The organism is Roseateles sp. Mitsp63 (genome assembly GCF_059491535.1).
Genome location: NZ_CP168509.1, coordinates 1,614,162 through 1,637,924, shown reverse-complemented (window position 1 = coordinate 1,637,924; position 23,763 = coordinate 1,614,162). Strand labels below are relative to the sequence as shown.

The 23,763-nt window shown below is 70.1% G+C and carries 20 protein-coding genes; 13 read left to right on the top strand and 7 right to left on the bottom strand.

All coding sequences use genetic code 11. The annotated features are described in order from the left end of the window. Window positions 1-72 precede the first annotated feature (72 nt). Entirely contained in the window at window positions 73-3,975 is a 3,903-nt protein-coding gene (locus ACEN96_RS07165; RefSeq protein ID WP_495588566.1) for a DUF3683 domain-containing protein, read from the bottom strand. Window positions 3,976-4,376: 401 nt separating this feature from the next. Between ACEN96_RS07165 and ugpB the strand changes: the two genes are divergently transcribed. Genes ugpB through ugpQ form a run of 5 tightly spaced genes read left to right on the top strand, consistent with a single transcriptional unit; the run spans window position 4,377 to window position 9,418 of the window. After that, on the top strand, window positions 4,377-5,699 hold the full coding sequence (ugpB, locus tag ACEN96_RS07160) for a sn-glycerol-3-phosphate ABC transporter substrate-binding protein UgpB (RefSeq protein ID WP_495587348.1): 1,323 nt from the start codon (window positions 4,377-4,379) through the stop codon (window positions 5,697-5,699). A gap of 27 nt (window positions 5,700-5,726) precedes the next feature. Continuing rightward, the gene (gene ugpA / locus ACEN96_RS07155) at window positions 5,727-6,614 is read left to right on the top strand and encodes a sn-glycerol-3-phosphate ABC transporter permease UgpA (RefSeq protein ID WP_495587347.1); all 888 of its coding nucleotides are present in this window, start codon (window positions 5,727-5,729) and stop codon (window positions 6,612-6,614) included. A 1-nt stretch (window position 6,615) separates the two neighbouring features. Continuing rightward, on the top strand, window positions 6,616-7,464 hold the full coding sequence (ugpE, locus tag ACEN96_RS07150; protein ID WP_495587346.1) for a sn-glycerol-3-phosphate ABC transporter permease UgpE: 849 nt from the start codon (window positions 6,616-6,618) through the stop codon (window positions 7,462-7,464). A gap of 45 nt (window positions 7,465-7,509) precedes the next feature. Further along, on the top strand, window positions 7,510-8,607 hold the full coding sequence (locus ACEN96_RS07145; protein ID WP_495587345.1) for a sn-glycerol-3-phosphate import ATP-binding protein UgpC: 1,098 nt from the start codon (window positions 7,510-7,512) through the stop codon (window positions 8,605-8,607). Window positions 8,608-8,641: 34 nt separating this feature from the next. Next, entirely contained in the window at window positions 8,642-9,418 is a 777-nt protein-coding gene (gene ugpQ / locus ACEN96_RS07140) for a glycerophosphodiester phosphodiesterase (protein ID WP_495587344.1), read from the top strand. 11 nt (window positions 9,419-9,429) lie between these two features. Here the strand turns inward: ugpQ and ACEN96_RS07135 are convergent, their stop codons facing one another. The 4 genes from ACEN96_RS07135 to ACEN96_RS07120 all read right to left on the bottom strand — a co-directional run bounded on the left by ACEN96_RS07135 (window position 9,430) and on the right by ACEN96_RS07120 (window position 14,843). Then, the gene (locus ACEN96_RS07135; RefSeq protein ID WP_495587343.1) at window positions 9,430-10,044 is read right to left on the bottom strand and encodes a GNAT family N-acetyltransferase; all 615 of its coding nucleotides are present in this window, start codon (window positions 10,042-10,044) and stop codon (window positions 9,430-9,432) included. A 15-nt stretch (window positions 10,045-10,059) separates the two neighbouring features. Beyond that, window positions 10,060-11,442, bottom strand: coding sequence for an MFS transporter (locus ACEN96_RS07130; protein WP_495587342.1), 1,383 nt, complete (start codon window positions 11,440-11,442; stop codon window positions 10,060-10,062). 360 nt (window positions 11,443-11,802) lie between these two features. Next, window positions 11,803-13,077, bottom strand: a complete 1,275-nt coding sequence (locus tag ACEN96_RS07125) for a metallopeptidase domain-containing protein (protein ID WP_495587341.1) — start codon at window positions 13,075-13,077, stop codon at window positions 11,803-11,805. A 134-nt stretch (window positions 13,078-13,211) separates the two neighbouring features. Continuing rightward, entirely contained in the window at window positions 13,212-14,843 is a 1,632-nt protein-coding gene (locus ACEN96_RS07120) for a gamma-glutamyltransferase family protein (RefSeq protein WP_495587340.1), read from the bottom strand. A 208-nt stretch (window positions 14,844-15,051) separates the two neighbouring features. On the opposite strand from ACEN96_RS07120, the gene ACEN96_RS07115 reads away from it, so the two are divergent. Then, a complete protein-coding gene (locus ACEN96_RS07115) occupies window positions 15,052-15,312 on the top strand; it encodes a hypothetical protein (RefSeq protein ID WP_343638568.1) in 261 nt (86 codons plus the stop codon). Between the two features lie 150 nt (window positions 15,313-15,462). On the opposite strand, the gene ACEN96_RS07110 is transcribed toward ACEN96_RS07115, so the two are convergent. Beyond that, on the bottom strand, window positions 15,463-15,696 hold the full coding sequence (locus ACEN96_RS07110) for a (2Fe-2S)-binding protein (RefSeq protein ID WP_495587339.1): 234 nt from the start codon (window positions 15,694-15,696) through the stop codon (window positions 15,463-15,465). 213 nt (window positions 15,697-15,909) lie between these two features. Continuing rightward, window positions 15,910-16,386, bottom strand: a complete 477-nt coding sequence (gene bfr / locus ACEN96_RS07105; protein WP_495587338.1) for a bacterioferritin — start codon at window positions 16,384-16,386, stop codon at window positions 15,910-15,912. A gap of 213 nt (window positions 16,387-16,599) precedes the next feature. On the opposite strand from bfr, the gene hemP reads away from it, so the two are divergent. From hemP to ACEN96_RS07070, 7 genes are all read left to right on the top strand, one after another. Then, complete coding sequence (gene hemP, locus ACEN96_RS07100; protein ID WP_343638564.1) at window positions 16,600-16,824, top strand: hemin uptake protein HemP; 225 nt, start codon at window positions 16,600-16,602, stop codon at window positions 16,822-16,824. 154 nt (window positions 16,825-16,978) lie between these two features. Beyond that, window positions 16,979-19,156: a TonB-dependent hemoglobin/transferrin/lactoferrin family receptor gene (locus ACEN96_RS07095; protein WP_495587337.1), complete on the top strand. Its 2,178-nt coding sequence runs from the start codon at window positions 16,979-16,981 to the stop codon at window positions 19,154-19,156. A gap of 16 nt (window positions 19,157-19,172) precedes the next feature. Then, on the top strand, window positions 19,173-20,267 hold the full coding sequence (locus ACEN96_RS07090; protein ID WP_495587336.1) for a hemin-degrading factor: 1,095 nt from the start codon (window positions 19,173-19,175) through the stop codon (window positions 20,265-20,267). Beyond that, window positions 20,261-21,142, top strand: a complete 882-nt coding sequence (locus ACEN96_RS07085; RefSeq protein ID WP_495587335.1) for a heme/hemin ABC transporter substrate-binding protein — start codon at window positions 20,261-20,263, stop codon at window positions 21,140-21,142. The genes ACEN96_RS07090 and ACEN96_RS07085 overlap by 7 nt, the downstream gene beginning before the upstream one ends. Before the next feature lie 22 nt (window positions 21,143-21,164). Further along, window positions 21,165-22,238 carry a FecCD family ABC transporter permease gene (locus ACEN96_RS07080; protein WP_495587334.1) on the top strand — a complete coding sequence of 358 codons (1,074 nt, stop codon included), beginning with the start codon at window positions 21,165-21,167 and terminating at the stop codon, window positions 22,236-22,238. Beyond that, entirely contained in the window at window positions 22,238-23,026 is a 789-nt protein-coding gene (locus ACEN96_RS07075; RefSeq protein ID WP_495587333.1) for an ABC transporter ATP-binding protein, read from the top strand. Before ACEN96_RS07080 ends, ACEN96_RS07075 begins: the two co-directional genes overlap by 1 nt. Next, entirely contained in the window at window positions 23,023-23,751 is a 729-nt protein-coding gene (locus ACEN96_RS07070) for an energy transducer TonB (protein ID WP_495587332.1), read from the top strand. The genes ACEN96_RS07075 and ACEN96_RS07070 overlap by 4 nt, the downstream gene beginning before the upstream one ends. Window positions 23,752-23,763: the final 12 nt, after the last annotated feature.

The following is a 23,763-nucleotide window of genomic DNA, read 5'->3' as shown; positions in this document are numbered from 1 at the left end:
GCTTACGCCTTCGCCCTGCCGAGCCCTGCCGAGCCCTGCCGAGCCCGGCCTTCGCCCTGCCGGGCGCAGGGATCACACGAGCACGCGCTCGATGCCGCCGTTGTTGGCCTTGGCGACGTACTCGGGCATCCAGTGCTCGCCCAGGATCTTGCGCGCCATCTCGACGACGATGTAGTCCGCCTCGAGCAGCCCGTTCTGCAGGTCCCCGCCGTAGCGGCTCAGCCCCTGCAGGCAGGACGGGCAGCTGGTGAGGATCTTCAGGTTCTCCTGCGCGCCCACCTTCCCCGCCGAGCGCAGCTGCGTCTCTGCCTTGCGCAGCTCCTCTTCCTTGCGGAAGCGCACCTGCGTCGACACGTCCGGCCGCGTCACGCCGAGCGTGCCGCTCTCCCCGCAGCAGCGCTCGCTCTTCATCACCTCGGGCCCGACCAGCGCCTTCACCGTCTTCATCGGCTCCTGCAGCTTCATCGGCGAATGGCAGGGGTCGTGATAGAGATACGCCTGCTTCGAATCGAGCTGGATGCCCTTCTCGAGCAGGTATTCATGGATGTCGATGATCCGGCAGCCCGGGAAGATCTCTTCGAACTTGTAGCCCTGCAGCTGGTCATAGCAGGTGCCGCAGCTGACCACCACCGTCTTGATGTCGAGGTAGTTCAGCGTGTTGGCCACGCGGTGGAACAGCACGCGGTTGTCGGTGATGATCTGCTCGGCCTTGTCGAACTGCCCCGAGCCGCGCTGCGGATAGCCGCAGCACAGGTAGCCCGGCGGCAGCACCGTCTGCACGCCGGCATGCCAGAGCATCGCCTGCGTCGCCAGCCCGACCTGGCTGAACAGCCGCTCCGAGCCGCAGCCCGGGAAGTAGAAGACCGCCTCCGCGTCCGCCGACGTCTTCTGCGGATTGCGGATGATCGGGACGTAGTTCTTGTCCTCGATGTCGAGCAGCGCGCGCGCCGTCTTCTTCGGCAATCCGCCCGGCAGCTTCTTGTTGATGAAGTGGATCACCTGCTCCTTGACGGGCGCGGTGCCGACCGTGGCCGGCGGCGCGCCGGTCTGCTTGCGCGCCACGCGCTTGAGCAGGCTGTTGGCCAGGCGCTGCGCCTTGAAGCCCACGCCCACCATCGCCGCGCGCGCGACCTTGATCGTCTCCGGATTGGTCGCGTTGAGCATCAGCATCGCGGCCGCGTTGCCCGGCCGGAAGCTTTTCTTGCCCATCTTGCGCAGCAGGTTGCGCATGTTCATCGTGACGTCGCCGAAGTCGATCTTCACCGGGCACGGATTCACGCACTTGTGGCACACCGTGCAGTGATCGGCGACGTCCTCGAATTCCTCCCAGTGCTTGATCGACACGCCGCGGCGCGTCTGCTCCTCGTAGAGGAAGGCCTCGACCAGCAGCGAGGTGGCCAGGATCTTGTTGCGCGGGCTGTAGAGCAGGTTGGCGCGCGGCACATGCGTCGCGCAGACCGGCTTGCACTTGCCGCAGCGCAGGCAGTCCTTGATGGACTCGCTGATCGCGCCGATGTCGCTCTGCTGCATGATCAGCGACTCATGCCCCATCAGCCCGAAGCTGGGCGTGTAGGCATTGGTCAGGTCGGCGAAGGTGTTCTGGCTGCCATGGCCGCCGGTGCCGGGCCGCAGCAGCTTGCCCTTGTTGAAGCGCCCTTCCGGGTCGACCTTGGCCTTGTAGCCGGCGAAGCCCGCGAGCTCCTCGTCATTGAGGAACTCGAGCTTGGTGATGCCGATGCCGTGCTCGCCCGAGATCACGCCGTCCAGCGAGCGCGCCAGCGTCATGATCCGCGCCACCGCCTCGTGCGCGGTCTGCAGCATCTCGTAGTTGTCCGAGTTCACCGGGATGTTGGTGTGCACGTTGCCGTCGCCGGCATGCATGTGCAGCGCCACCCACACCCGGCCGCGCAGCACCTCCTTGTGGATGCGCTTGCACTCGGCCAGGATGGGCGCGAACGAGGCGCCCGCGAACACGTCCTGCAGCGGCTTGAGGATCTGCCGCTTCCAGCTCGCGCGCAGCGTGTAGTCCTGCAGCTGCTCGAAGAAGCTGCGCTCGCCGCCACGTTCGACATCGAGCTCCTGCATCCAGGTGCGCCACTGCGCGCCCACCTCGTCCAGCAGCGCCAGCGCCTGTTGCACGCGGTCCTCGAGCAGCTCGGCGCTGGGGATCTCGCCGGCGTCGTCGCTCTTGCCCAGCGGCAGGTTGCCGGCGGCGAAGAAGCCGCGCAGCGCCTCCACCAGCGCCAGCTTGTTGCGCAGCGACAGCTCGATGTTGATGCGCTCGATGCCCAGCGTGTACTCGCCCATGCGGGGCAGCGGGATCACGACGTCCTCGTTCACCTTGAACGCGTTCGTGTGCTTGGAGATCGCCGCCGTGCGCTTGCGGTCCAGCCAGAACTTCTTGCGCGCGTCGGCGCTCACGGCCACGAAGCCCTCGCCCGAGCGGCCGTTGGCCAGCCGCACCACCTCGCTGGTGGCGCGCGCGACCTCATCGGCATCGTCACCGACGATGTCGCCGATCAGCACCATCTTCGGCAGGCCGCCGCGCTTGCTCTTGGTCGCGTAACCGACCGCCTTCAGGTAGCGGTCGTCGAGATGCTCCAGGCCGGCGAGGATGGCCCCATTGGGCTTCTTCATCTCGCCGAACATGAAGTCCTTGATGTCGACGATGGACGGCACGCAGTCCTTCGGATTGCCGAAGAACTCCAGGCAGACCGTGCGCACGTGCGCCGGCATGCGGTGCACGATCCAGCGCGCGCTCGTGATCAGGCCGTCGCAGCCTTCCTTCTGGATGCCGGGCAGGCCGGCCAGGAACTTGTCGGTGACGTCCTTGCCCAGCCCTTCCTTGCGGAAGGTGCGGCCCGGGATGTCCAGGCGCTCGGTGCGCTCCAGCGTCTTGCCGGTGGCGTCGTAGTAGTGCAGGTCGAAGCTGGCCACCTCGACGTCATGGATCTTGCCCAGGTTGTGCCCGACGCGGACCACCTCCAGCCACTTCGCGTCCGGCGTCACCATGCGCCACGAGGCGAGGTTGTCCAGCGCCGTGCCCCACAGCACGGCCTTCTTGCCGCCGGCGTTCATCGCGATGTTGCCGCCGATGCACGAGGCCTCCGCCGACGTCGGGTCGACCGCGAACACGAAGCCATGCAGCTCGGCCAGGTCCGACACGCGCTGCGTGACGACGCCCGCCTCGGTCCAGATGGTCGGGACCTCGCGGTCCAGGCCCGGCAGCGCCTTCATCTCGACGCCGCGCATGGCCTCGAGCTTCTCGGTGTTGATCACCGCGCTGTTCCAGACCAGCGGCACCGCGCCGCCGGTGTAGCCGGTGCCGCCGCCGCGCGGGATCACCGTCAGGCCGAGCTCGAAGCAGCCCGCCACCAACGCGGCCATCTCGGCCTCGGTGTCGGGCGTCAGCACGACGAAGGGGTACTCGACGCGCCAGTCGGTCGCATCGGTCACGTGCGAGACGCGCGACAGGCCGTCGAACTTGACGTTGTCCTTCGCGGTCGTCTTCGCGAAGACCTTGATCGCGCGCTTGCGCAGCTCGGCCACCTGCTCGAACTGGTGCGAGAACGCGCCCACCGCCGCTTCGGCCGCGGTCAGCAGCTCGCCCACCCAGGCGTCGCGCTGCGCGTCGTCCTCGGGATGGCGGCGGCGCTGCACCTCGCCCAGCCGGTGCCGCAGCGCGCCGATCAGCGCCTCGCGGCGCTTGGGGTTGTCCAGCAGGTCGTCCTGCAGGTAGGGGTTGCGCTGCACCACCCAGATGTCGCCCAGCACCTCGTAGAGCATGCGCGCGGAGCGCCCGGTCTGGCGCTCGCCGCGCAGCTGGTCCAGCAGCTCCCAGGCGCGGGCGCCGAGCAGGCGAAGGACGATTTCGCGATCGGAGAAGGACGTGTAGTTGTACGGGATCTCGCGCAGCCGGGCGGCGGTGGCTTGCGGCTGGGTCGTTTCGCCGGCCATCGCGGGGTCGGCGGGCATCGGCGGATGCGGTGCGTTCATGGCGGCCAGGTGCTCGCGCACCGGGGTTGCGGCAACCCGGCGTCCCTGTGGAACGCCGATGCCAGGCTGGGGGAAAGCGTGGGGCCCGCGTCCGGACAGCGCCCCGGACTTGTGGTCCCCGCCCCCGTCGGACACGGGCTTGGATGTGGCGTTCGCGAATGGCCGCGATCGGCGGCCGGCCCGGACTGGGCAATGGGCGGAATCCTACCCCAGCGCCAGAGGGCAATCCCGGCCGAGGGACTCTGTGGAGCAATCCAGGGAGGGCGCGTTGTTCGCCAGTGTCACAATGCCCCGATAAGCTCGCCGGCCGTCGCCGGACCGTCCCCTCCGACGTGCTCCGGATCGCCGCGCAACACCATCCCATCGAGCATCGGAGACCCATGAAGCCCGTCAAGACCTCCCTGCCGGCCGCGGCCATCGCGCTGGCCGCGTTGCTGTCCCCCCTCGCCGCCTCGGCGCAGACCGAGATCCAGTGGTGGCATTCGATGAGCGGCGCGCTCGGCGACTGGGTCAACGACCTGGCCAAGGATTTCAACGCCAGCCAGAAGGACTACAAGGTCGTTGCGACCTACAAGGGCAGCTACGACGAGTCGATGGCGGGCGCGATCGCCGCGTTCCGCGCCGGCAACGCGCCGCACATCCTGCAGGTCTTCGAGGTCGGCACCGCCACGATGATGGCCAGCAAGGGCGCCGTCGTCCCGGTGGGCCAGGTGATGCAGCAGGCCGGCGTCAAGTTCGACAACGCCGCCTACGTGCCCGCGGTCGCCGGCTACTACACGGCGCCCAATGGCCAGATGCTGAGCTTCCCGTTCAACAGCTCGACCACCGTCTTCCACTACAACAAGGACGCGTTCAAGGCCGCCGGCCTCGATCCCGAGAAGCCGCCCACCTCCTGGCCGGAGGTCGTGTCCGCCGCGGCCAAGCTCAAGGCCGCCGGCTCCAAGTGCCCCTTCACCACCAGCTGGGTCAGCTGGACGCAGCTGGAGAGCTTCTCCGCCTGGCACAACGTCGAGTACGCCACGAAGAACAACGGCTTCGGCGGCCTGGACGCGCGGCTGGCGTTCAACTCGCCGCTGCACGTGCGCCACATCGAGAACCTGGCCAACATGGCCAAGCAGGGGCTGTTCGTCTACAAGGGCCGCGGCAACAGCGCGGACTCGAGCTACTTCTCGGGCGAGTGCGCGATGATGACCGGCTCCTCCGGCCTCTACGCCAACGTCAAGAAGAACGCCAAGTTCAACTTCGGCATCTCGACCCTGCCCTACTACCCCGACGTGCCCGGCGCGCCGCAGAACACCGTCATCGGCGGCGCCAGCCTGTGGGTGATGTCCGGCAAGAAGCCGGCCGAGTACAAGGGCGTGGCGGCGTTCTTCCAGTACCTGGCGCAGGCCCAGGTCGCGTCCGACAGCCACAAGCGCACCGGCTACCTGCCGGTGACCAGGGCGGCCTATGAGCTGACCGAGAAGAGCGGCTTCTACAAGCAGAACCCCGGCACCGACGTCGCGGTGCAGCAGATGATCCGCAAGACGACCGACAAGTCGCGCGGCGTGCGGCTGGGCAACTTCGCGCAGATCCGCACCGTCATCGACGAGGAGCTGGAACAGGTCTGGGCCGGCCGCAAGTCGCCCAAGGACGGCCTGGACGCGGCGGTCAAGCGCGGCAACGAGCTGCTGGAGCGCTTCCAGAAGGCCAACAAGTCCTGACCCCGCGGGATCGAGGCGGCGCCCAGGATGTCCCAACAAAAACGCGTGGTGTTCCGGTCGCGCTGGCTGCCCTGGCTGCTGCTGGCGCCGCAGGCCCTGGTGATCGGCGTGTTCTTCTTCTGGCCGGCCGGCCAGGCGCTGCTGCAGAGCCTGCAGCAGCAGGACGCCTTCGGCCTGTCGACCGAGTGGGTCGGACTGGCCAACTTTCAGCACCTGCTGGACGACGACAGCTACCTCGCCTCGTTCAAGACGACGGCCGTGTTCTCGCTGCTGGTCGCGGTGCTGGGGCTGGCGGTGTCGCTGCTGCTGGCCACGATGGCCAACCGCGTCGTGCGCGGCGCGCCGGTCTACAAGACGCTGCTGATCTGGCCCTACGCGGTGGCGCCGGCGATCGCGGGCGTGCTGTGGCTGTTCATGTTCGCGCCGTCCATCGGCGTCGTCGCCTACGGCCTGCAGCGCCTGGGCATCGCCTGGAACCACCTGCTGGACCCTGACCAGGCCATGGCGCTGGTCGTCATGGCGGCGGTGTGGAAGCAGGTCTCCTACAACTTCCTGTTCTTCCTGGCCGGGCTGCAGTCCATTCCCAAGTCGCTCATCGAGGCCGCCGCCATCGACGGCGCCGGCCCGTGGCGCCGCTTCTGGACCATCACCTTCCCGCTGCTGTCGCCGACCTCGTTCTTCCTGCTGGTGATCAACGTGGTCTACGCGTTCTTCGACACCTTCGGCATCATCGACGCGGCCACCCAGGGCGGCCCCGGCAAGGACACCGCCATCCTCGTCTACAAGGTCTACTACGACGGCTTCAAGGCGCTGGACCTGGGCGGCTCGGCCGCGCAGAGCGTCGTGCTGATGGCCATCGTGATCGCGCTGACCGTGCTCCAGTTCCGTTTCGTCGAAAAGAAGGTGCAGTACTGACATGGTCGAGCGCCGCCCCGCCCTCACGATGCTGTCGCACCTGGTCCTGGTGCTCGGCGTGCTGATCGTCGCGTTCCCGCTGTACATCGCCTTCGTCGCCTCGACGCACACCGCCGCGGAGATCGTCCAGGCCCCGATGCCGCTGCTGCCCGGCGGTCATCTGCTGGAGACCTATTCGGCGGCGCTGTTCGGCAGCAATGGCGCCGGCTCCAAGGCGCCGGTCGGCCAGATGATGTGGATCAGCTTCGTCTGCGCGATGGTCATCGCGGTGGGCAAGATCGCGATCTCGCTGCTGTCGGCCTTCGCGATCGTCTACTTCCGCTTCCCGGCGCGCAATTTCTTCTTCTGGGCCATCTTCGTCACGCTGATGCTGCCGGTGGAGGTGCGCATCGGGCCGACCTACCAGGTCGTCTCCGACCTGAAGATGCTCAACAGCTACGCCGGCCTGACGGTGCCGCTGATCGCCTCGGCGACGGCGACCTTCCTGTTCCGGCAGTTCTTCCTGACCGTGCCCGACGAGCTGGTCGAGGCCGCGCGCATCGACGGCGCCGGGGCGCTGCGCTTCTTCCGCGACGTGCTGCTGCCGCTGTCGCGCACCAGCATCGCGGCGCTCTTCGTCATCCAGTTCATCTACGGCTGGAACCAGTACCTGTGGCCGCTGCTGGTCACGACCGACGAGAGCATGTATCCCGTGGTCATCGGCATCAAGCGGATGATCGGCGGCGGCGACGCGGCCAACGACTGGAACGTCATCATGGCCACCGCGATGCTGGCGATGATCCCGCCCGCGCTGGTCGTGGTGCTGATGCAGCGATGGTTCGTGAAGGGCCTCGTGGACGCCGAGAAGTAGGCCGGGCAGGCCCCGCAAAAGAGACAAGAGAAGAGAGAGAGTCCGATGGCCAGCATCTCCCTGCGCAACGTCGTCAAGCGCTATGGCACCGGCGCCAAGGCCAATCCGGTGATCCACGGCGTCGATGCCGAGATCGCCGATGGCGAGTTCGTCGTCATCGTCGGCCCGTCGGGCTGCGGCAAGTCCACGCTGCTGCGCATGGTCGCGGGGCTGGAGGAGATCAGCGGCGGCGAGATCGCCATCGGCGGCCGCGTCGTCAACGAGGTCGAGCCCGCCGACCGCGACATCGCGATGGTGTTCCAGAACTACGCGCTCTACCCGCACATGAGCGTGTTCGAGAACATGGCCTACGGCCTGAAGATCCGCCGGCTGCCCGCCGGGCAGATCCGCGAGCGCGTCGACAAGGCCGCGCGCATCCTGGAGCTGGGCCACCTGCTGCAGCGCAAGCCGCGCGAGCTCTCCGGCGGCCAGCGCCAGCGCGTGGCGATGGGCCGCGCGATCGTGCGCGACCCGCAGGTGTTCCTGTTCGACGAACCGCTCTCCAACCTCGACGCCAAGCTGCGCGTGCAGACCCGGCTCGAGATCCAGAAGCTGCACCGCGAGCTGGGCGTGACCTCGCTGTTCGTCACCCACGATCAGGTCGAGGCGATGACGCTGGCGCAGCGCATCGTCGTGATGAACGGCGGCCGCATGGAGCAGTTCGGCACGCCGGAGGAGGTTTACGGCCGGCCGGCCACCACCTTCGTGGCGAGCTTCATCGGCTCGCCGGCGATGAACCTGGTCAAGGGGCGCGCCGAGTCGGACGCCGCGGGCGCGCGCTTCGTCATCGGCGGCAGCGCGCTGCATCTTCCCCATCCGGCGCCGCGCGAGGGCGAGCTGATCCTGGGCCTGCGGCCCGAGCATGCGCTGCCGCACGACGGACAGGCGGCCGCGGCGGACGCCACCGCCTGGCCGCTGACGGTGGACATGGTCGAGATGCTGGGCGCGGAGCGCCTGGTGTACGGCCGTCTCGGCGGCGACCCCTTCACGCTGCGGATAGACGGCACCGACACGCCGCCCCGTCCCGGCGACACGGTGCTGTTGAAGGCCCCCGGCGAACGGCTACATTGGTTCGACCCCGCGACCGGGCAGCGCGTCGACTGAGACCGCCACTCGCGCCAGAGACAGGAAGAACGACATGACAGCCTCGACCCATCCGCTCGACGAGCCCGCGTGGCCCTGGTCCCTGCCCTTCTGGGTGGCGCACCGCGGCGCGGGCAAGCTGGCCCCGGAGAACACGCTGGCCGCCTTCCGCGAAGGCGCGCGCCACGGCTATCACGCCTTCGAATGCGACGTGAAGCTGAGCGCCGACGGCGTGCCGTTCCTGCTGCATGACGCGACGCTGGACCGCACGACCACGACGCGCGGCCGCGCCGCCGACCTGACCTGGAGCGAGCTGTCGCGGCTGGACGCGGGGCGCTGGCACAGCCGCGCCTTCGCCGGCGAGCCGCCGCCCAGCCTCGATGCGGTCGCGGCCTTCGTGCGCCGCAACCAGCACGCGCTGAACATCGAGCTCAAGCCCACGCCCGGCAGCGAATTCCTCACTGGCGAGGTCGTCGGCCGCGAGGTGCTGCGCCTGTGGGGCGAGACGGCGCCGGTGTCGGTGCTGTTCAGCAGCTTCCAGCCGGAGGCCCTGCGCGGCGCGCGCGAGACCGCGCCGCAGGTGCCGCGCGGGCTGCTGCTGGAGAAGCTCGATGGCGACGGCTGGCTGCAGCTCGCGCAGTCGCTGGGCTGCCGCGCGGTGATCACGCATTACGCGCTGATGGACCAGGCGCTGGTCGCGCGGCTGCACGAGGCGGAGATGAAGGCGCTGGTCTATACCGTCAACGACGCCGCGGCCGCGCAATGGCTGATCGCCAACGGCGTGGACGGCATCATCACCGACGCGGTCGACCGCTTCAGCCCGACCGCCTGAGGGCCGCCCGCTCAGCGGGACGGGCCGCTGAGCTCGGCGAGCGAGGTCATGCCATAGATGCAGGTGTCGCAGGGCCGGCCGGCGACATCGAGCGCGTCCTGCCGCAACTGCCCTTCGAGCGTGAAGCCGCAGCGCTCGGCGACCACGCGGCTGGCGGTGTTGCGGGCATCGGTGCGGATCTCCATGCGTCTGGCGCGCAGCCGCTCGAAGCCCATGCGCGCGAGGGCGCGCACGGCCTCGCTGGCCAGACCGCGCCCGGTATGGGCGGGGCCCAGCCAGTAGCCGATCTCGAAGCGCCGCACCTTCCACTCCAGCGCATGCAGCCCCGCGCCGCCGATCAGGCGGCCCGCGTGGCCATCGGCATTGCGCTCGTGCAGGTGGTACGCGAGGTGCTGCCGCTGCAGGAACTGGGCCTGCATGCGGCGCGCGACGGCTTCGGACTGCTCGACGCCCGGGACCTCGCGGGCCCAGGGCATCCACGGCAGCAGGTGCTCGCGGGCCTCGAGCACCGCGCGGTTCAGCGCGATGCCGTCGCCGGCCTGCGGGCTGAGCAGGACCAGGCGTTCGGTCTCCAGGCGCTGGGGAACTTCGATGAGGATGGGATCGTCGGCGGGCATGGGATGCATGGCGGATTGGGGCGATCAGTTGCCGTTGACGGGTTGCAGGTTCGCGGCGGCGGGCGGCGTGCCGGGCATGGCCTCGGCGCCCAGCGGCGACTCCTCGTCCTCGACCCTGGGCAGCGCCTTCACCGTGCGGATCGCCCGCACCTGCCACGCGAGCACCGCCAGCAGCAGCGCGCCCACGCCCGCGAAGGCCAGCGCCGCGCGCAGGCTGACGTGCTCGCCCAGCCAGCCGCCGATCAGCGCGCCGGGGCCGGCGGGGATGAGGATCAGCCAGCGCATCGTGCTCGTCATCCGGCCCAGCAGCGGCGCCGGCGTGACGGCCTGCCGCAGCGACAGGAAGTTGATGAAGATGAACACCGCGCCGACGCCGAACATGAACAGCGTGAACGCGAAGGCCGCCACGCCGAGCGCGCTGGCCGGCGCGACGCACAGCGCCGCCCAGCCGATGCCGCACAGCGCGAAGCCGCTCACCAGGCAGGGGCCGGGACCGATGCGCGCGCTGACGCGGTGGCCGATGGCGCTCGCCAGCACGGTGCCCGCGCCCAGCGCGATGTAGGACAGGCCGACGCTCTGCGCCGACAGCCCCAGCACCCGCGTGGCGAAGAGGATCTGCACCACCTGCGCCGCCTGGTTGAACATCTGCCAGCCGCCGACCGCGCAGGCCAGCGCGACCAGCATGCGCTTGCCGCGCACGAAGGCGATGCCGGCCTTGAGGTCGCGCCAGAAGTGCGCGCCGTCCAGGCGGTGCAGGGTCTCGTTGACCTTGACGCCGCGCAGGATCGCCGCCGAGACGACCAGCAGCAGCGCATCCACCGCCAGCGCGAGCGGCGCGCCGGCCAGCTTGATGAGCGCGCCGGCGACGCCGGGGCCGGCGACCTCGGCGCCGGACGAGGCGAGCGCGTTCTTCGCGTGCGCCTCGACCAGCCGGTCACGGCTGACGACCTGGGTGAGCACGATCTGCGAGGCGCTGCCCGCGATCGTGTAGACGGTGCCGAGCAGGAAGCCGACGAAGTAGAGCCACGGCATGCCGAGCCAGCCCATCCAGTGCGCGAGCGGCACGGAGCCGACGGCCACGGCCAGCGTCAGCTCGCCCACGATGTAGACCGGCAGCTTGCGGACGCGGTCGAGCCAGACGCCGGCGGGCAGCGAGAACAGCGCGAAGGGCACCAGCTCCATCGCGGTGAGCAGACCCATCTGCGTCGGCGACGCGTGCAGCAGCACCGCCGCGGTCAGCGGCAGCGCCAGCAGCGTGATCTGCCCGCCCAGCGAGCTGATCAGGATCGATGTCCACAGGCGCCGGTAGACCAGGTTGCGCAGCAGGTCGCCGGCGGGCCGCCGCAGCAGGTCGAGGAAGCGGTCGAGCAGACGGTCGACCCACGTGGAAGGCCTCTTGGGCAGCATGACGGAACTCCGGAAGCGGTCCGCGCGCGGCGTCGTGCGCCGGGAACGGACCGGGCGGTCGCGGCGCGGGAGGCGCCTCGATCGCGGAAGACAGGGACCTGGTGCGCCGGCTCGTGCCGAGCCGGCAAGGCGTCGCGCTGGACGCCTACGGTCGTCGCGCCAGGCCGCGGATGCCAGGCGCGCGCACCGACGCCAGGGCGTCGTGTTTGGTGCGGTCGAGCAGCTTGGTCATCAGTCGGCTCCGATCGGGGATCGTGGCGTGAGAGCTTCCGGGGAGGAAGAAGGCGCCGATGCTATCAGCGCCTTTGTGCGATCGACAAGTGAGGAAAGACAGGGCAGGACCGCCTGCCGCCGCCATCGTCACCAGAGGCGGACGTGGATCGTGCCGTCGGGTTCGACGGCCGTGATCTCGAAGCGCTGGCCGCCCGGCAGCGGGTCGGCGAAGACTTCCCCCAGGCTCAGGGCCGCGTCGACGAAGCCGCTGCTGGCGTTGGTCGTGCCGGGGTGCAGATCCAGCAGCCAGGTGCTGGCCGACGGTCCCGGACCCGCGCTGGCCTGGCGGATCAGCAGGCCATGAACGGTCGTCTCCGGCACGCTGTGATGGGTCGAGCCGTTGCGGAAGTCGTCGTAGGGCCCGCCGCAGGGGATACGGGTCTCCAGCCAGTAGTCACGGCCCGGCGTCGTCGACGCCACGCGGAGCGCGCGCGGCGCGCCATTGCCGATGGCGCAGTACAGCGGCCGCAGCCGGAAGGTGCCGGGCGCGCTGACCGTGACGACCTCATCGGGCGTCAGCCAGCCCAGGTCGTGGGCCCGCGAGGCGGCGAAGAGCCGGGGATTCGGATCCATCGGGCTGTAGTCGTCGCCCGGCTTCGGACCGGGACGCGAGACGCGGCCGGTCGAGCCCATGCCGTCGGTCGGATCGCCCTGGGCGTCCTCGGTGCAGCGGTCGGACATGGCCACGCGCCGGTCCGCCGCGTCCAGGCAGGTCAAGGTGCGCGCATGGCCCAGCCCGAGGTTGTGGCCCATTTCATGGACCAGCGTGCGCAGGGTCAGCGGCGACGTGGCGGGCGTGTCCGACTTGTCGAAGTAGACGACCCGCATGCCGTGATTGACCTTGCCGATCGTGCCCACCGTGCCGACGCCGTTGGCGCACCCGGTCACCCGGGGCGAGATGTAGAACGCCGTGCCGTAGCCGGACGGGTCGTGGCCGCGCTTCACCGCCTCGGCCTTGGCCGCGACGGCCCAGGTGTCGGTCGAGCAGTCGCCGCCCGAGGGTTCGGGGATCGTGACCTCGATGACCTCGCCCGTGACCGGACTGTCCGGCGGCAGCAGCGCCCGGCTGGTCACGTTCAGGCGGCCGCCCGACGCGAGCCGGTAGAACGACCTCAGGCTCGGCGCTTCGCTCGAGAACAGCATCTGGCGCAGTTCCTCGACCGAGCGCTGATTGGGCCGCGTCGGCGTGGACACGAGGATGCCCAGCACCGTCCGGTGGACCACGTCGGCGGGATATGGCGTCGCCATCTCCACGGGAGGCGCCTCGAACGCCAGGGCGGCGGGGGCCGCATCGCCGCCACCGCCACACCCCATCAGGCTGGCGGCGATGGCAACAAAGAGGGGCTTGGTCAACACATTCACGGGCTCTCCATCAGCAAGGATTGACCAGGCCCTAGTCAGAGAGCAGGAGTGGAGTGGTTCACCTTTTGATGGAAACGCTAGCGGGAGGGGTCGCCGCGCAGGCCCGGCGCGGCGCCTTGCGCCTTGTCCTTGTATTACCAGCCGGCCGCCGCGCCGTCCCGGCGCGGATCGCTCGCGGCGACGTAGCCGTCGACCGCCGGATCGCCCAGGCGCCAGATGAACTGGCCCGCGCCGAAGTCCTGATAGCTGTCGTGGATGTCGCCGATCTGATGGCCGAGCGCGCGCAGCCCCTCGATCGTGGCCGGCGCCATCGTCGGCTCGACGTTGATCGACAGCCCCTCGTTGAAGCGCCAGCGCGGCGCGTCGCAGGCGGCCTGCGGGTGCTGGCGGTAGTCGAGCATGCGCACCAGCGTCTGCGTGTGGCCTTGCGGCTGCATGTTCCCGCCCATCACGCCATAGCTCATCTGCGGCTGCCCGTCCTTCATCAGGAAGGCCGGGATGATGGTGTGGAAGGGCCGCTTGCCCGGCTCGACCACGTTGGCATGGCCCGCCTCGCGGGTGAAGCCGTGGCCGCGGTTCTGCAGCGACAGCCCGTAGCCCGGCACCACGACGCCGGAGCCGAAGCCCATGTAGTTGCTCTGGATGAAGCTGACCATCATGCCGCTCTCGTCGGCCGCGGTCAGGTAGATGGTGCCGCCCTTGACCGGATTGCCGGCCTGGAAGTCCTGGGCCTTGTGCCTGTCGATGAGCTTCGCGCGCGTGGCGAGATAGCCGGGATCGAGCAGCTCGTCGACCTGGACCTTCATCGTCCGGGGATCGCTGACGTAGCGGTAGACGTCGGCGAAGGCCAGTTTCATCGCCTCGATCTGCAGGTGCTGCGAGGCGGTGGAGTCCGCCGGCAGTCCGGCCAGGTCGAAGTGCTTCAGGATGCCCAGCGCGATCAGCGCCGCGATGCCCTGCCCGTTCGGCGGGATCTCGTGCAGGGTGTGACCCGCGTAGTCCATCGAGATCGTGTCCACCCATTGCGGCGCGTAGGCGGCGAAGTCGGCCGCGGTGATGGCGCCGCCGGTCTCGCGCGCGAAGGCGGCGGTGGCCTGGGCGACCTCGCCGCGGTAGAAGGCCTCGCCGCGCGTGTCGGCGATGAGCCGCAGCGTCCGGGCCGCGCCGGGGAAGCGGAACTGCTCGCCCACCCGCGGCGCGCGGCCATTCGGCAGGAAGGTCTGCGCGAAGCCAGGCTGCGAGACCAGGTCCTGGACTTCGGACGCCATGCGCCACTTGCCCTGCACCACCACTGGGACGGCGTAGCCGCGCTCGGCGATCTCGATCGCCGGGGCCATCAGGTCGGCGAAGGGCAGCTTGCCGTAGCGCTCGCTCAGCGCGACCCAGCCCCCCACCGCGCCCGGCACCGTCACCGTGTCCCAGCCGCGACGCGGCATCGCCGTGCCGGCGCCATGCTTGCGGTCGAAGTAGTCCGGCGTCCATGCCCGCGGGGCGATGCCGGAGGCGTTCAGCCCTTGCAGGGAACTGCCGTCCCAGACGATCGCGAAGGCGTCGGAGCCCAGTCCGTTGCTGCACGGCTCGACCAGGGTCATGCAGGCGGCGGTCGCGATCGCGGCGTCCACCGCGTTGCCGCCTTGCGCCAGGATGCGCAAGCCGGCCTGCGCGGCAAGCGGATGCGAGGTCGACACGACATTGCGCGCGAACACCGGGCTGCGCTGGCTGGCATAGCCGCAGGTCCAGTCGAAGGCATGGGGGGTGGCGGTCATCGAAGGGTCTCCAGGATCTTGTCGAATGCCCAATGGGCGTCCGGGCGATCTTGCCCGAGCGCTCCCGGCGGCGACAGCGCGCAAGACCTGACGCGTGAAGGACCCGTGCGGATCTCGTAACGCATTGCAAAGCTGACGATCGATGTCAACACATCGTGTCGCCGCGCCGTTGTCTGATCACCTTGTTCAACCCGCTGGAGTAAACCAGATGCAAGCCTTCAAGACCGTCAAGACCCTGGCCCTGATCCCCGCCCTGCTGATTGCTGGCGCCGCGATGGCCCAAGGCACCGCCACCCCGGCTGCCCCCGCCACGCAAGCCGCGCCGGCGGCGACCGCCGCGCCGGCGTCCGACGCCAAGGCCGAGCACAAGGGCAAGCACCACAAGGCCGGCGAAAAGACCGCTCACAAGACCCACAAGAAGGCCGACAAGGCTGAGAAGCCCGCCGACGGCGCTTCCGCCGCCAAGTAATCGGCCACGGAGCCCGGGGCGCCTCGCCGGCGTCCCAGGCGACCAAAAAAGAAACCGCAGCACCGGGCAACCGGTCTGCGGTTTTCTTCTTTGCGGCGGCCTTTTCGGTCAGCGCGCGGCCAGGGCGCGGCCAGCGCGCGCGTTCTCGGGTCAGGCCGCCAGGGCGATCGGAATGACGCGGGCCGGGCTGGCGCAAGTCACGCCATGGGCCGCGGCGCAGGCGCGCAGCGCCTCGTCGAACACCTCGCGCGCGCAGTCATGGCAGCTGCCGCAGGCGGAGGCCACCTGCGTCTCGTCCTGCAGCACCTCGAAGTTGTGCACGCCGTCGGCGACGCTGCGGCGGATGTCGCGGTCGGAAACTCGGTGGCAGAGGCAGACGATCATGGCGGCGGCAGATCACGATGAACCTGGGATGGCCGCGATACTAACGCAAACGCGAATTCCTCTCAATAAGATTGGGGAAGCCCTGCGCCGCGTCGGAGAACTCGCCGTGAACGACGGCACGCCAGCGCCGGCCAGACGCAAAAAAGCCCCGCCGGGGCGGGGCTTCGGGGTCCTGGCGCGGGCTGGGTCCCCGGGGATGGGCGTGGCTGGCGCTCAGCTGGCGTCGCCCATCTGGCTCTGCAGCCAGTTCTGCTCGCCGACCTGGGCGATCAGGTCGATCTGCGTCTCCAGGTGGTCGATGTGCTCTTCGGTGTCGGAGAGGATCTCCTCGAGCACCTCGCGCGACACGTAGTCGCGCACGCTTTCGCAGTAGGCAATGGCTTCCTTGAGCAGGGGATGGCTGCCCATCTCGATCTTCAGGTCGCAGTGCTGGACCTCGACGGCGTTCTCGCCGATGTAGAGCTTGCCCAGGTCCTGCAGATTCGGCAGGCCTTCCAGCATCAGGATGCGATCCATCAGCTTGTCGGCGTGCTTCATCTCCTCGATGGACTCGGCGTACTCGTGCTTGGCCAGCTTCTCGAAGCCCCAGCTCTTCAGCATCCGGTAATGCAGGAAGTACTGGTTGATCGCGGTGAGCTCGTTCTTCAGCTGCGCGTTCAAGTACTCGATGACCTTGGCGTCGCCCTTCATGTTCTTCTCCTCAGAGTCCGTGTGGAATGGCGCGCATTGTCGTCATCCCTACGGCGAATGGGGACAAGACCCACCCTGCCCGCTCTGCATGCGAAGCGTTCGCAGCCACGTTTCGCTCTCTGACGCCGCCCCCATCGATCAAGAAAAGAACAAAAAGATCAATCGCCGCGATCATCGGTTGCTATTGCGAATGGTTCTCATTAAGATGAGCCCATGAATGCCCATCACCACCCCCACATCGAGGCCCTGCAAGCCGTTGCGCTGGACGGCGCGCGGGTCGCCGCAGGATCGCCGCGCGAAGCGGCTCCGCTGATCCAGCGCCGGCGCATCAGCAGCCAGGCCCTGATGGGCAACGACCGCGAGGTCGAGATCGAGCACGCCGGCCAGCTCTACCGGCTGCGCGTGACGTCGCTGGGCAAGCTCATCCTGACCAAGTGATCGCCTGAAGCCGCCGGACGGCGGCCGGCCGAGGACCGGTCCCCTGCGGCGTTCCATTCCTTTCCCCGCATCCGGCCGTCCGCGAGGACCGCCCGCACCAGCCCGCGTCGTGCCAGCCCGTGCGAGATCCAAGAACTACAAGGATTTCGACACCATGCCCCTGCGCCCGACGCCCGTCGCGCTCGCCCTGTCGCTCGCGTTCCCACTGGCTTTCGCCCAGACCACGCCGGCTTCCACGAATGCGCCCGCCGCCGACCAGCCCCGGCAGCTCGGTGAGCTGACCGTCTCCGCGACCCGGACCGAACGTCCGGTCGACGCCGTGCCCAACACGGTCACGGTGAAGAACCGCAAGCAGCTCGAGCGCCGCGACGCGCGCGACCTGAAGGACCTCCTCTCCGACGAGGTCGACATCGACGTTCCCGCGATGGCGCCGCGCTTCACGGCGGTGGGTTCGTCGCTGGGCCGCGCGGGCAACGAGGGCCTCAACATCCGCGGCCTCGAGGGCAACCGCGTGCTGATGATGGTGGACGGCATCCGCGTGCCGCAGAGCTTCTCGTTCGGACCGTTCTACAGCGGCCGCGCGGACTTCGTCGACCTGGCGAGCCTGGCCGGCGCCGAAGTGCTGCGCGGGCCGACGTCGACGTCCTACGGCAGCGACGGCCTGGCCGGCGCGCTGAGCCTGCGCACGCTGTCGCCCGAGGACCTGCTGGTCGACGGCAAGACCTTCGCCGGCACCGCGCGGATCGGCCTGGCGACGGTGGACAGCTCGAAGTACGCCAGCGCGGCGCTCGCCTTCAAGTCAGGCGACTGGAGCAGCCTGGTGCAGGCCTCGGCGCGGCGCGGCCATGAGACGAAGAACCGCGGCGACGATGGCCGTCCCGACGAACTGCGCACCATGCCCAATCCTTCCGACATCGACACCGACAGCGTGATGGCCAAGCTCGGCTATCGCGTCAACGCGAACCACCGGTTGATGGGCACGGTCGAGTACCGCCAGCGCAAGACCGACACCGACGTGCTGAGCGCCGTGACCACCAGCGGCACCATCCTGGGCACGCAGGCGAGCGACAAGCTCGAGCGCGGCCGCGTGTCGCTGGAGCACCGCTACGAGGACCTGAACGCGCCATGGGTGCAGCAGGTCACGACCACCGTGTACGTGCAGGACAGCCAGACGCGGCAATGGTCCTTCGAGGACCGCAGCACCGCGGCCGACCGCACCCGCACGGGCACCTACAAGGAGCGCCTGATCGGGCTGAGCACGCAGGCGCAGACGCAGCTCGCGAACCAGCGCCTGACCTACGGCCTGGACGCCAGCCGCAACCAGGTGCGCGCACTGCGCGATGGCACGCCCAACAGCGGCGAGTTCCCCAACAAGCCTTTCCCGGACACCACCTACACGCTGGCGGGCGCCTTCGTGCAGGACGAGATCGAGACCGGCGACTTCACCATCATCCCCGCGCTGCGCTTCGAGCACTACAAGCTCGCGCCGAAGACCGGCGGCTACACCGGCGCCGTGGCCACGCTCAGCGACCAGGCCGTCACGCCGCGGCTTGGCGTGATCTGGCGCGTCTCTTCGCTGGTGCAGCCCTATGTGCAATGGGCGCAGGGCTTCCGCGCGCCGGCACCGGACCAGGTCAACAACAGCTTCTCGAATCCCGCGGCGGGCTACACCAGCATCGCCAATCCCGACCTGAAGGCCGAGCATGCCAACAGCTGGGAGCTGGGCCTGCGCGGCCGCGTCGACGAGACGCTGCGCTGGCAGCTGAGCGCCTACGACAACCGCTACCGCGACTTCATCTCGCAGGAGATCGTCAGCGGCTCGTTCCGGCCGAACGACCCGGCGGTGTTCCAGTACATCAACCTGGACCAGGCCCGCATCAAGGGCGTCGAGGCGCGCGTCGTCTGGGACGTGATGCCGGGGCTGAACCTGAACGCCTCGGTCGCGAAGTCGCGCGGCCACAGCCTCCGCAACGGCGTCGAGACGCCGCTGGACACGGTGCAGCCGCTGCGCGGCAAGGTCGGCGCGCGCTACGACGCCGGGCCGTGGTCACTGGACGCCACCTGGATCCACAGCTCCGGCAAGAAGCCCTCGGATGTCAGCGCGTCGACCTTCTTCACGCCGAAGAAGTACGACGTCATCGACCTCGGCGGCGAATACCGCTTCGACAAGACCTTCCGCGTCACCGCCGCGATCACCAACGTCTTCGACAAGAAGTACTGGCGCTGGAGCGACGTCAACGGCGTCGCGAACGACGCCCGGTCGCTGTCCACCATCGATGCCTTCACCGCGCCGGGCCGCGCCTTCCAGGTGTCCCTGCGCGCCGATTTCTGACCAGGAGTTCCTTTCCATGCATGCCAGCTTCACCGCCCTGCGACAGGCTTTCGCCACCGCGCGCCAGGAGCGCAAGGCCCGCCACCGCGACATCGCCAGCGCGCTGCGCGTGTCCGAAGGCGAGCTGCTCGCCGCCCACGCCGGCCCGTTCGCCGACGGCGAGTCCCCGCTGCGCGCGCGCCGCCTGCGCGCCGACTGGCAGGACCTGATCGGCGCGCTCGAGCCGCTGGGCCCGCTGATGGCGCTGACCCGCAACGAGTCCTGCGTGCACGAGAAGGTCGGCGTCTACCGCGGCGCCAGCGCGCAGGGGCCGCAGCGGCTGATCGGCCTGGTGCTGGCCGGCGACATCGACCTGCGCGTCTTCTACAGCCACTGGCGCCATGGCTTCGCCGTCATCGAGCGGCTGTCCGATGGCGCCGAGCAGCGCAGCCTGCAGTTCTTCGACGCGGCCGGCCAGGCCATCCACAAGATCTTCCTGCGTCCCGACAGCGACCTGCCGGCCTACGAGGCACTGGTCGAGCGCTTCGCGGCCGAGGATCAGCAGCCCGGCCTCGAGCCGGGCGCCGCCTGGCAGGAGCCGGCCGAATCGCCGGACGAGGCGATCGACGTCGCCAGCTTCCGCGCCGAATGGGCCTCGCTGCGCGACACGCACGATTTCTTCGGGCTGCTCAAGCGCCACGGCCTGAGCCGCACGCAGGCGCTGCGCCTGGCCGAGCCGCGTTTCGCGCAGCCGGTGGCGCTGTCCAGCGCGCAGGAGCTGCTGAGCCGCGCGGCCCAGGAAGGCGTGTCCCTCATGGTCTTCGTCGGCAATGCCGGAATGATCCAGATCCACAGCGGCCCGGTGCACAAGGTGGCGATGATGGGCCCCTGGATCAACGTGCTGGATCCGCGCTTCAACCTGCACCTGCGCGAGGACCACATCGCCAGCGCCTGGATCGTGCGCAAGCCCACCGTCGATGGGCTGGTGTGCTCGCTGGAGCTGTTCGACGCCAAGGGCCGGACCATCGCGATGATGTTCGGCGAACGCAAGCCCGGCCAGGCCGAGCGCTGCGACTGGCGCCAGCTGCTGGAAAGCCTGGCCGAGGGCGCGCCGGAGGCGGTGCCGTGCTGAGCCGGCGCCATGTGCTCACGCTCGCGCCGGCCGCGGCGCTGCTGACGATCGGCGGCCGCGCGGCCGCGGCGCCGCAGCGTGTCATCAGCGTCGGCGGCGCGCTGACCGAGCTCATCTACGAACTCGGCGCGCAAGCCGAGCTGGTGGGCGTGGACAGCACCTCGCTGTACCCGGCCGCGGCGACGAAGCTGCCCAACGTCGGCTACGCGCGCACGCTGGCCGCGGAGGGTCTGCTGTCGCTGGCGCCGACGATGATCGTCGCCACCGAGGACGCCGGCCCGCCGGCGGTGCTGCGCCAGCTCGAATCGGCCAAGGTGCCGCTGCACGTGCTGCGCGCCGAGCATCGCTTCGAAGGCGTCATCGACCGCACCCGGCGCCTGGGCGAGCTGCTGGGCCGCCAAGAGCAGGCCGGCGCGCTCGCGCAGAAGCTGCAGGCCGAATGGACGGCGAGCCGCGCGCAGGTCACCAGGCTTGCTGCCGGCCATCGCGCGCCGCGCGTGCTCTTCGTGTTGTCGAACGCCGCGAATCAGGCGCGCATCGCGGGCGCCGCCACGGCGGCCGACGCGATGATCGGCTACGCGGGCGCGGTCAACGCGCTGGGCGACACGCAGGGCTACAAGATGCTGTCGCCGGAGGCGGCGATCGCCGCGGCGCCGGACGTGATCCTCGCGACGACGCAGGGCGTCGAGGCCAGCGGTGGCATCGACGGCCTGCTCACGCTCCCTGGCCTGGCGCAGACGCCGGCCGGGCAGCACAAGCGCGTGCTCGTGATGGAGACGATGGCGCTGCTCGGCTTCGGTCCCCGCGCGCCGCGCGCGCTGGCGACGCTCGCGCAGGGCCTGCATGCGCCGGCGGGCACGGCCAGGACGGCGTGAGCGCCACTGCCCGGACGACGCGATGAGCACGCTCGGATCCGCCCTGCCCTCGCCGCTGGCCACCGGGCCGGCGCGCCGCGCCTGGCCACGACCGATGCTGCTCGCGCTGACGCTGGTGCTGACGGTGATCGCCGTCATCCAGTTCGGCGCGGTGCCGATCGCCGCGGCCGACTGGTTGAACGGCCCCTGGAGCGAGGCCCCCAAGAGCGGCGGCGCCCACGTGCTGTGGCAACTGCGGCTGCCGCGCATCGGACTGACGCTCGCCGTGGGCGCGGCGCTCGGCTTGTCCGGCGCGCTGAGCCAGGCGCTGTTCCGCAATCCGATGGCGGAGCCTGGCCTGCTCGGCGTCACCAGCGGCGCCGCCGCCGCGGTGGCGCTGACGCTGACGGTCTTCGCCGGCCTGCACACGGCACTGCCTGCGCAGGCGCGGCTGTGGCTGCTGCCGCTGGTGGGCTTCGCCGGCGCGGTGGCGGTGTGCTTCGCGCTGGACCGGCTGTCTCGCTGGCTCGCGCCGGGCTCGATCGCGGCGCTGCTGTTGTGCGGACTCGCGCTGCAAGCGATGACCTTCGCGATCGTCGGCCTGTGCAGCTTCATCGCGAGCGACGAGCAGCTGCGCGCGATCAACTTCTGGACGCTGGGCTCGCTGGCCGGCGCGAACTGGATCATGGCCGCGGTGATGGGCGGCGCGCTGCTGGCGCTGGGCACCCTGGCGCTGCGCGCCGCTCCGCGCCTGAACGCGCTCGCGCTCGGCGAGGCCGCGGCGGCGCACGTGGGCATCGATGTCGAGCGGCTGCGCTGGCAGTGCATCGGCATGGTGGCGCTGCTATCGGCGCTGGCGGTCGCCTGGTGCGGCAGCATCGGCTTCATCGGCCTGATGGCGCCTCATCTGGCGCGGCAGCTCGTCGGCGCGGACCAGCGCCGGGTGCTGCCGAGCGCGATGCTCGCGGGCGCGCTGCTGCTGGTGATCGCGGACACCTTCGCGCGGACGCTGGCGGTGCCGGCGGAGATCCCGGTCGGCGTGTTCAGCGCGCTGATCGGTGCGCCGTGGTTCCTGGTCCTGCTGCGCGGCGCGGTGCGCCGCATGGGGAGCGCCTGATGACCGCGCTGCTGACCTTGCAGGACGTGCGCGTGAGGCTGGGCGCCGCCGCGATCGGACCGGTGACGCTGCGCGTCGATCCGGGCGAGCGCATCGCGATCCTCGGCCCCAGCGGCGCGGGCAAGTCGACGCTGCTGCGCCTGATCGCGCGCGAGCTGCGGCCTGACGGCGGCTCGCTGCGATTCGCCGGACAGCCTCTGGCGGCCTGGTCGCCGGCCGAGCTGGCGCGGCGCCGCGCGGTGCTGCCGCAGCAGCATGGCGTCGCGTTCGGGCTGCCGGTGGAGCTGGTGGTCGCGCTCGGACGCGTCGCGCGCCAGGGCGATGGCCGCCAGGAGGCGATCGTGCGCGAGGCGCTGGCCCACGCGCATGCCGAGCATCTCCACGGCCGCCGCTTCGACACGCTGTCGGGCGGCGAGCAGGCGCGCGTGCAGCTCGCGCGCGTGTTCGCGCAGGCCTGGGACGCGCGCGATGGCCTGCTGCTCGTCGACGAGCCGGTGGCCGCGCTCGATCCGGGGTTGAGCGTCTCGCTGATGGCGGCGATGTCGGCGTTCGCCGAGGCGCGCGGACATGCGTTGATCGCGGTGCTGCACGACCTGAACCTCGCCATGAATCATTTCGACCGGCTATGGCTGATGAAGGCCGGCCGGCTGCTCGCGGACTGCGACGCGCTGCCGGCGACGCTGCCGCTGCTGGAGCAGCTCTACGACACGCGCCTGCGGCTGCTCAAGGACGAGCACGGCCTGGCGATCCTGCCGATGCTGGGCGGCGCGCTGGAGGCGCGGACGTGAGCGCGCCGGCGCTGCGGCTGCACGGCGGTCTGCCGCGCTGGACCGGCTGGGCGGTCGCGGGCGCGATTCACGCGGCCCTGCTGCTCGCGCTCGCGAGCGCCTTCACGCCGCGGCCGAAGGCGCCCGCGCCGATCACCATCAGCGCTCGGCTGCTGCCATCGGCGGTGGCGCCTGCGGTCACGCCCCCTCCGTTGCAGGTGACACTGCCGCGTTCGATGCTGAGCGCACCGCCCACGCCGGACATCCCGCCGCCTCCGGTTCAGATCACGCCGGCTGCGGCCCTCGATCAGCACGCCACCAGCGCGCCGCGACCTGTCACGGTCGCGGTGGCCCCGGCCCCAGCAATCGCGGCTGCCGTCGCAGTTACCGCCGATTCGACGCCGGTCGTGACGATGCCCTCGACAGCCCTGTCCTCAGAGACTCCCGCGGCGCTGCCCGCCGATCACCGCTTCTGCAGCGAGCGCCAGACCGCGCGTCACTACCCCGCCCTGCTGCGCGAGCGCGGCATCCAGGGCCAGGTCGTGCTGCGCGTGAAGGTCGATGCCGACGGCCGTGCGTCCGAGGTCGTCATATCCGGCGGCAGCGGCTGGCGTCTGCTCGACGAGGCGGCGCGCCGCGTTGCCGAGTCCTGCCCCTACATCCCGGCCCGGCGCGGTGAACAGCGCCTGGTCAGCTGGGTCGAGTACCCGGTGCGTTTCGCGCTCCAGCCGTCCACCCTGCAGTGAGGAGTCCATCTC